Annotated in this window: 9 protein-coding genes; 1 reads left to right on the plus strand and 8 read right to left on the minus strand. The window is 64.7% G+C overall.

Annotated elements, in window-relative coordinates; genetic code table 11:
* From EN780_RS23600 to EN780_RS23625, 6 genes are all read right to left on the minus strand, one after another.
* Window positions 1–322, minus strand: a 322-nt coding sequence (locus EN780_RS23600; RefSeq protein ID WP_133372687.1) for a pirin family protein, incomplete at its 3' end; no start/stop codon positions are given.
* Window positions 323–329: 7 nt separating this feature from the next.
* Window positions 330–596, minus strand: a complete 267-nt coding sequence (locus EN780_RS23605; RefSeq protein ID WP_127282518.1) for a DUF2277 domain-containing protein — start codon at window positions 594–596, stop codon at window positions 330–332.
* A gap of 106 nt (window positions 597–702) precedes the next feature.
* A complete protein-coding gene (locus tag EN780_RS23610; RefSeq protein ID WP_127282519.1) occupies window positions 703–954 on the minus strand; it encodes an exodeoxyribonuclease VII small subunit in 252 nt (83 codons plus the stop codon).
* Between the two features lie 3 nt (window positions 955–957).
* Complete coding sequence (locus EN780_RS23615) at window positions 958–1,884, minus strand: histone deacetylase family protein (protein WP_127282520.1); 927 nt, start codon at window positions 1,882–1,884, stop codon at window positions 958–960.
* A gap of 88 nt (window positions 1,885–1,972) precedes the next feature.
* Window positions 1,973–2,953, minus strand: a complete 981-nt coding sequence (locus tag EN780_RS23620; RefSeq protein ID WP_127282521.1) for a hypothetical protein — start codon at window positions 2,951–2,953, stop codon at window positions 1,973–1,975.
* Between the two features lie 129 nt (window positions 2,954–3,082).
* Window positions 3,083–3,676, minus strand: coding sequence for a TetR/AcrR family transcriptional regulator (locus tag EN780_RS23625; protein ID WP_126055934.1), 594 nt, complete (start codon window positions 3,674–3,676; stop codon window positions 3,083–3,085).
* Window positions 3,677–3,796: 120 nt separating this feature from the next.
* Between EN780_RS23625 and EN780_RS23630 the strand changes: the two genes are divergently transcribed.
* Complete coding sequence (locus tag EN780_RS23630) at window positions 3,797–5,020, plus strand: MFS transporter (RefSeq protein ID WP_128275475.1); 1,224 nt, start codon at window positions 3,797–3,799, stop codon at window positions 5,018–5,020.
* Between the two features lie 38 nt (window positions 5,021–5,058).
* Here the strand turns inward: EN780_RS23630 and ribB are convergent, their stop codons facing one another.
* On the minus strand, window positions 5,059–6,159 hold the full coding sequence (gene ribB / locus EN780_RS23635; protein WP_128275476.1) for a 3,4-dihydroxy-2-butanone-4-phosphate synthase: 1,101 nt from the start codon (window positions 6,157–6,159) through the stop codon (window positions 5,059–5,061).
* A gap of 111 nt (window positions 6,160–6,270) precedes the next feature.
* The coding region (gene aroC, locus EN780_RS23640; protein ID WP_128275477.1) for a chorismate synthase at window positions 6,271–7,036 on the minus strand (766 nt) is incomplete at its 5' end.

Below are 7,036 nucleotides of genomic sequence, written 5' to 3' on the forward strand. Positions count from 1 at the left end.
GGTTCACATCGCCCGGCGCGATCACCATTTCGGTGCCGAGCGAATCGCGATGCCTGATCTTGCCATCGAAAAGGTAGGTCACCGTCGACAGGCCGATATGGGGATGAGGGCGCACATCGAGCGCGTGGCCGGCGCGCAGGATGGCCGGGCCCATGCGATCGAAGAAGATGAACGGGCCGACCAGACGACGCTTCGCGGTGGGCAGCGCGCGGCGAACCTCGAAGCCACCAATGTCCTTGGCGTTAGGTACGACCATCAGCTCGATCTGGTCGCAGGCGAACGCATCGCCAGGCTCAGGATCGTTTCCCGGAAAGAAGCTCATCTCGACCTCAGGCGAAACGAAGGGCGGACCTGGCCTTCGCCTTGGCCGCCTCTTCCTCGCGATTGCGCGGCTCCTGGTTGGTCTCGAGCGAGTCGATCAATTCACGCGCGATGGCGGCGATCGCCTCGACGGCGTGATGGAAGGCGTGCTCATTGCGCTTTGAGGGTTTGGTCGATCCGCTCAGCTTGCGCACGAACTGAAGTGCCGCGTCATGCACTTCGTCATTGGTTGCCGGCGGTTCGAAATTGGCCAGGGTCTTGATGTTGCGGCACATAGCTTAAACTCCTTACCTGCTGCCCGATCCACCGCCTGCGCGGACTGTGCACTACCGCAAGCGCAGGAAAGCCGCCATTTGCAGGCCGGCTGAATATCAATACACCTTACTCGGCGTCGAGCGGCTCCGTGCCAACCGGCTTGCCGTCGCGCGAGAGCCTGATCTTCTCGACCTTGTCCTCTGCCGCCTTCAGCAACCGGTCGCAATGGACTTTCAGCGCCTCGCCGCGCTCATAGATCTTGATCGACTGGTCGAGCGGCACGTCACCGCGCTCAAGATCGTCGACGATCTTCTCCAGCGCGTCGAGCGCCTGCTCGAAGCTCATCGCCTTGACGTCCTCGTTAGCTTCACCAGCCATAATTCATCCCTTCATCAGCCGCCCGACATGGGCGGCGACCGAAAATGCCAGTCCCTGCAGATCGTAGCCACCCTCGAGCAGGCTGACGAGCCGATTGCCGCTGTGGCGCGCGGCGCGCTCCATCAGTTGGCCCGTCGCCCAGTCGAAATCCTCCTCGGTCAGGTTGATCTCGGCCAGCGGGTCGCGATGGTGCGCGTCGAATCCGGCGGAAATGATGATCAGGTCGGGTGCGAAATTGTCGATCGACGGCAGCACGCGCGACAGGAAGGCGTCACGGAACGTCTCGCTGCCGGTGCGCGGCGCCAGCGGCGCGTTGACAATGTTGCCGGCGCCGGTCTCGCCCTTGGCGCCGGTGCCGGGATAAAGCGGCATCTGGTGAGTCGAGCAATAGAGCACCGAAGGGTCGTCCCAGAAGATGTCCTGCGTGCCGTTGCCGTGATGGACGTCCCAGTCGACGATGGCGACGCGCTCGGCCTGGTGCCTCTTCTGCGCGTAGCGAGCGGCGATCGCCGCGGTGTTGAACAGGCAAAAGCCCATGGCCGTGGTCTTCTCGGCATGGTGGCCGGGCGGCCGGGCGGCGACGAAGACATTGGCGGCGCGGCCGTCGAAAACGTCGTCGACGGCGGCATTGGCGGCGCCGATCGCCGTCACCGCCGCCTGCCAGCTCTTCGGGCTGGCGCTGGTGTCGGCATCGATCGAAGCGATGCCGGTTTCCGGAATGGCGGCGCGCACGCGTGCGACGTGATTCTCGGGATGCGCATAGAGGATGGTCGCCTCGTCGCCTTCCGGCGCCTTGACCCGGTCGAGCGCCGAAAATGCCTCGTCGTCCAGCACGCGCTCGATGGCGCGCAGGCGATCGGGCCGCTCGGGGTGGCCGGGCGAGGTCAGGTGTTCGAGGAAGACCGGGTGGGTGTAAAGCCTGGTGACCATGCCCCGATATAGGCGCGCAAGACCGGTTTGGCCATGTTTTCGCGCCGCCAAAGAGGAACGTTCAACAGGGATTAGGCTGGTTTCCCGGCTATTGGGGTGCCGGCTGCGTCCAGCGCGAGCCGCCGAACGAGGCCAGCGCCTTGTCCTTGAGTTCGCGGAATTTCGAGGAGGCTTCCGCCAGCCGGCGGTCCCAGTCCGGATTGGGCGCCTGGCCCTCGATGGTGGCGAAATAGACCTGCATCAGCGAGGCGATGGCGAAGGGCTCGATGAAGGCGGCCTTGAAGGCCCAGGCAAAGACGATGGCCAGGACGAAGGCCCAGCCGGCAAGCTGGCCTGGCATGACCCAGAGGATGGCGCCGGCCGGCGCCAGCATCAACAGGAAGATGACGAAGGACACGCCCCACATGATCACCGCCAGCCAGACCGCGTTCTTGACCATGGTCTTGCCGTTCTGCGCATAGAGCACGACGCCTTGCCGGGCGGTCTCGAAGGGCGAGGTGGAATTGATGCGGATGTTGTAGCCGAGGATGATCTCGTCGACATAGGTCAGCGACATGCGGATCACCGTGTTGATGAAGCTGACAAGGCCGTTGAGACCGGGAATGGGCAGGAAGGCGGCGATGCCGCCGATGAGGCCGGTGATGGCGCGGATGGCGCCCTTGACCAACTGGTCGATCACGAACAGCACATTGGCCTCGGCGAAACGCTCGGTCACCACGGCCCTGGCATAGGAGATCTGATTCTGGCCGTCGGGAACGTCCTGGCCGTCGATCAGATGGACCATGACGGCGATATGCCCGGCCTTGAGGACGTAGAGGATGTATTCGCGGATCCAGTAGACGGCTACGGAGACGATGCCGAAGCCGACCACGCCACCCCATAGCGCGAAGGAGAGCGGCCCGTCGGGGTCGGTGGAGATGTGGCCGACACCATAACCGACGCTGGCCCCGGTCCCGGTCGCCATGATGTAGGCCAGCGTGATGCCGAAATAGACAACCATGCGAAAGACGATGAAAGGCCATGTCCTGATCATGATGGACACCGACCGGCCGATGCTGAAGTCCCACATGGCCCGACTCTCCCGCCTCAGAGATGGTTGAGGAGGATGCGCTCGCCCCGGCGATTGTCAATCTTGGCGACGCCGCGCCGGCCTAAAACCGGTGCACAAACCGCGCGTCATGGTTAGCTGACCGTGTGCTCAGGGCTGCTTGCGCAGCCCCTCGAGCAGTTGCTTGAACGCAGCCACCGCCTTTTTCGACGTCGCTTCCGGATCCTGCGAATTGGCGATCCGCTGCGCAGCCTGGCTGCTCGCGCCGTTGATCAGCCGCGCCGTGGTCTCGGGATCGAGGTCGGCCACGACCACCCCCTCCTCCTGCAGCCTGGTCAGGTGATCGGTCATCGACGCCGTGCATGCGCTGGCGTTCGGCCACTGCGCGGGATCACCCAGCACCGCCGGCGCATCGCGGAACATGATGCGCTGGATCTCCGGCTCCAGCGCCAGCTCGATGTAAGTGGTGCATTCGTCGACGAAATGCTGCCAGCGGGTCGGCGCCCTCGCCGCCACCTCGTTCACCCGGGCAGCCATCTCGCCGTCGATCTCGGCGATGACCGCCTGCAGCAATCCCCTCTTGTCGCCGAAGTGGTGATAGAGCGCGCCGCGCGTCAGCCCGGCCGAGGCGGTGAAATCATCCATCGAGGCGTCCGCATAGCCGATGGTGCCGAAAGCGTGGCGGGCGGCCGCGATCAGCTTGGCGCGCGTCTCGGCGATCATCTCCTTGCGAGGTCGGTGCATGCGGTCTGGCCCAACTCACATACGCCTCGTATGCCAATTGACATACGCGGCGTATGATCTATCTGATTTCATACGCAACGTATGTAATTGCCGATCCGTCCCTTGTCGAGGAGCCAGAGCATGCAAAATCCCTATTCGGAAATATTTCGAGCCCCCGGCACCAAGGGTTTCGCGGCGGCCGGCTTCGTTGCCAGGCTGCCGATCGCCATGGCGCCGATCGGGATCGTCGCCATGCTGTCGCAGACGCATGGCGAATACTGGCTGGCCGGCGCCGTTTCGGCGAGTTTCGCGCTGGTGAACGCGTTTATTGCGCCGCAAATATCGCGGCTGGTGGATCGCCTCGGTCAGACGCGCATCGTCGTGCCGACGACCGTGATCTCCGTGCTCGCCTTCGCAGTGCTGATCGCGGCGGCCAACCAGGACTGGCCGATATGGACGCTGTTCGCCTCGGCGCTGCTTGCCGCCTCCATGCCCAGCATACCTGCGATGGTGCGCGCCCGCTGGACGGAGATCTTCCGTGACCGCCCGGAGCTGAATACCGCTTTCGCCTTCGAGTCTGCAGCGGATGAACTGGTCTATATCGCCGGCGCATCGCTGTCGGTCGGGTTGAGCACCGCGCTGTTCCCGGAAGCGGGCATGCTTGCCAGCACTCTCTTCCTCGCATTCGGCTCGGCGGCCTTCATCCTGCAGCGCGCGACCGAACCCAACGTGCGGCCACAGGAACATGGTTCACGCGGCTCGGCGATCCGCCTGCGGCCGGTTCAGGTCATAACGTTCGCCCTGATCTTCATCGGCGCCACCTTCGCCACCACGGAAGTCAGCACCGTGGCGATCACCAAGGATCTCGGCCAACCGGAAGCGGCAAGCCTCGTCATCGGCGTCTACGCACTCGGCTCGTTCGTGCTCGGCATCATCATCGGCGCGCTCAACCTGAAAGCGCCGCTGCAACGCCAGCTGGCTGTCGCCGTCGCCGTCATCGCGCTCACCACGCTGCCGCTGCTGGCCGCCGGCACGGTACCGCTGCTGGCGCTTGCCGTGTTCGTCAGCGGCGTGGCGATCTCGCCGACCTTCATCACCGCCTTCGGCCTGATCGAGCGGCGCGTGCCCGAAGCGATGCTGACCGAGGGCATCACCTGGGTGACGACCGGAATCGGCATCGGCATGGCGCTCGGCTCCTTCGCCGCCGGCGCGGTGGTGGACGCGTTCGGCGCCCAGAACGGCTTTCTTGTGTCGGTGGCGGCGGGCGCGATCGCGCTGGCGACGGTTCTTATCGGCCAGCGCAGCCTGGCCGGTCCGGATTGCGATCTTGCCGGATGTGAGGCGGAGGCGGTTCCCGCGGAGTGATGTCGTGGGCGTCTGGTCCCGCCTGGTGCCGACCGGTCTTAGAGGATCTCGGTCTTGGCGATATGGATGCCGAAACCTTCGAGGCCGACATAGTGGCGCTCGCGCGAGGCGATCAGGTTGATCGACGAAATGCCCAAATCTTTCAGGATCTGCGCGCCGAGGCCGATTTCGCGCCATTCGCTTTCGCGCCGGCGGGCTTCCTCGTGATCCTCGCGGTCACCGCTCACCGGCCGTTTGCGCTCCTGATGGGCGACGCCGACCGAACCCTCGCGCAGATAGACGATGACGCCGCGCTTGCGCTCGCCCATCGCCTTCATGATGGCGTCGAGCCGGTGGCTGGTGCCGAACACGTCGGTGACGACATCCTCCGAATGCAGGCGCACCGGCACCTCCTCGCCGTCGCGGATATCGCCGAAGACGATCGCGACGTGATGCATCGAATCCCAGGGCAGCGTGTAGGTAAAGACCTGCGCCTTGCCGCCAAGCGTGTCGATGTCGGAACAGGCGACGCGCTCGACCAGCGTTTCCTTGCGCTGCCGGTAGGCGATGAGATCGGCGACCGAGACCTGTTTCAGGCCATGCTGCTCGGCAAAGGCCTGAACCTCCGGCCCGCGCTTGACGGTGCCGTCGTCGTTGACCAGTTCGGAAATGACGCCGATCGGCGGCAGGCCGGCAAGCTTGCAGAGGTCGACGGCCGCTTCGGTATGGCCGGAGCGCATCAGCACCCCGCCCTCGCGGGCGACCAGCGGGAAGATATGTCCGGGACGGACGAAATCGGAGGCGCCGACATTGCCGTTGGCAAGGTTGCGCACGGTGAGCGTGCGGTCGTCGGCGGAGATGCCGGTCGTGGTGCCGTGCTTGAAATCGACGCTGACGGTGAAGGCCGTGGTGTGAGCGGAATCGTTGTCGGCTACCATCGGCGCAAGGTTGAGGCGCTTTGCCTCCTCGCGCGGCATCGGCGTGCAGACGATGCCGGAGGTGTTGCGGACGATGAAGGCCATCTTCTCCGGCGTGCAGTGGACCGCGGCGACGATCAGGTCGCCCTCGTTCTCGCGCCCGTCATCGTCCATCACGACGACGATCTCGCCGCGCTCGAAGGCGCGGATGGCTTCGACGATCTTCTTCTGGTCGTATGGCATGGAAATGCTCGCTTCGCTCGCCAGGGAGTAGGGGAATAGGGCAGTAAGGGAGTAGGGAAAAGGAAAATGTTTGGCGTCGCGAAACGCGACGTAACATATTCCCCTATTGCCTTACTCCCCTATACCTTTCCCCGTCTGTCCTCTGTGCCGCAGATAGTGATCGGCGATGGCGCAGGCAACCATGGCCTCGCCGATCGGCACGGCGCGGATGCCGACGCAAGGGTCGTGCCGGCCCTTGGTCATCACCTCGACGTCGTTGCCGTCCTTGTCGATCGATTTGCGCGGGGTCAGGATCGACGATGTCGGCTTGACCGCGAAACGGGCGACGATCGCCTGCCCGGTCGAGATGCCGCCCAGGATGCCGCCGGCGTGGTTGGACAAAAACACCGGCTTGCCGTCATTGCCCATGCGCATCTCGTCGGCGTTCTGCTCGCCGGTGATGCGGGCTGCCTCGAAGCCGTTGCCGATCTCGACCCCCTTGACGGCATTGATCGACATCAGGCCGGACGCGATGTCCTGGTCGAGCTTGGCATATATCGGCGCGCCGAGGCCGGCCGGCACGCCTTCGGCGACGATCTCGATGATGGCGCCGACCGAGGAGCCCGCCTTGCGGATGGCGTCGAGATATTGGGTGAAGACGGGGACCGATGCCGGGTCCGGCGTGAAGAACGGATTTTCGGCATCGCCGATGAAGTTCCAGTTCCAGTTGGCGCGGTCGATCGACTTCTCGCCCATCGAGACCAGCGCGCCGCGCACCACCATGCCGGGCACTACCTTGCGGGCCAAGGCGCCTGCCGCCACTCTAGCCGCCGTCTCGCGGGCCGAGGAACGGCCGCCGCCGCGATAGTCGCGCAGGCCGTATTTGACCTCATAGGTG

This window comes from Mesorhizobium sp. M4B.F.Ca.ET.089.01.1.1 (assembly GCF_004022605.1).
GTDB lineage: Bacteria > Pseudomonadota > Alphaproteobacteria > Rhizobiales > Rhizobiaceae > Mesorhizobium > Mesorhizobium abyssinicae.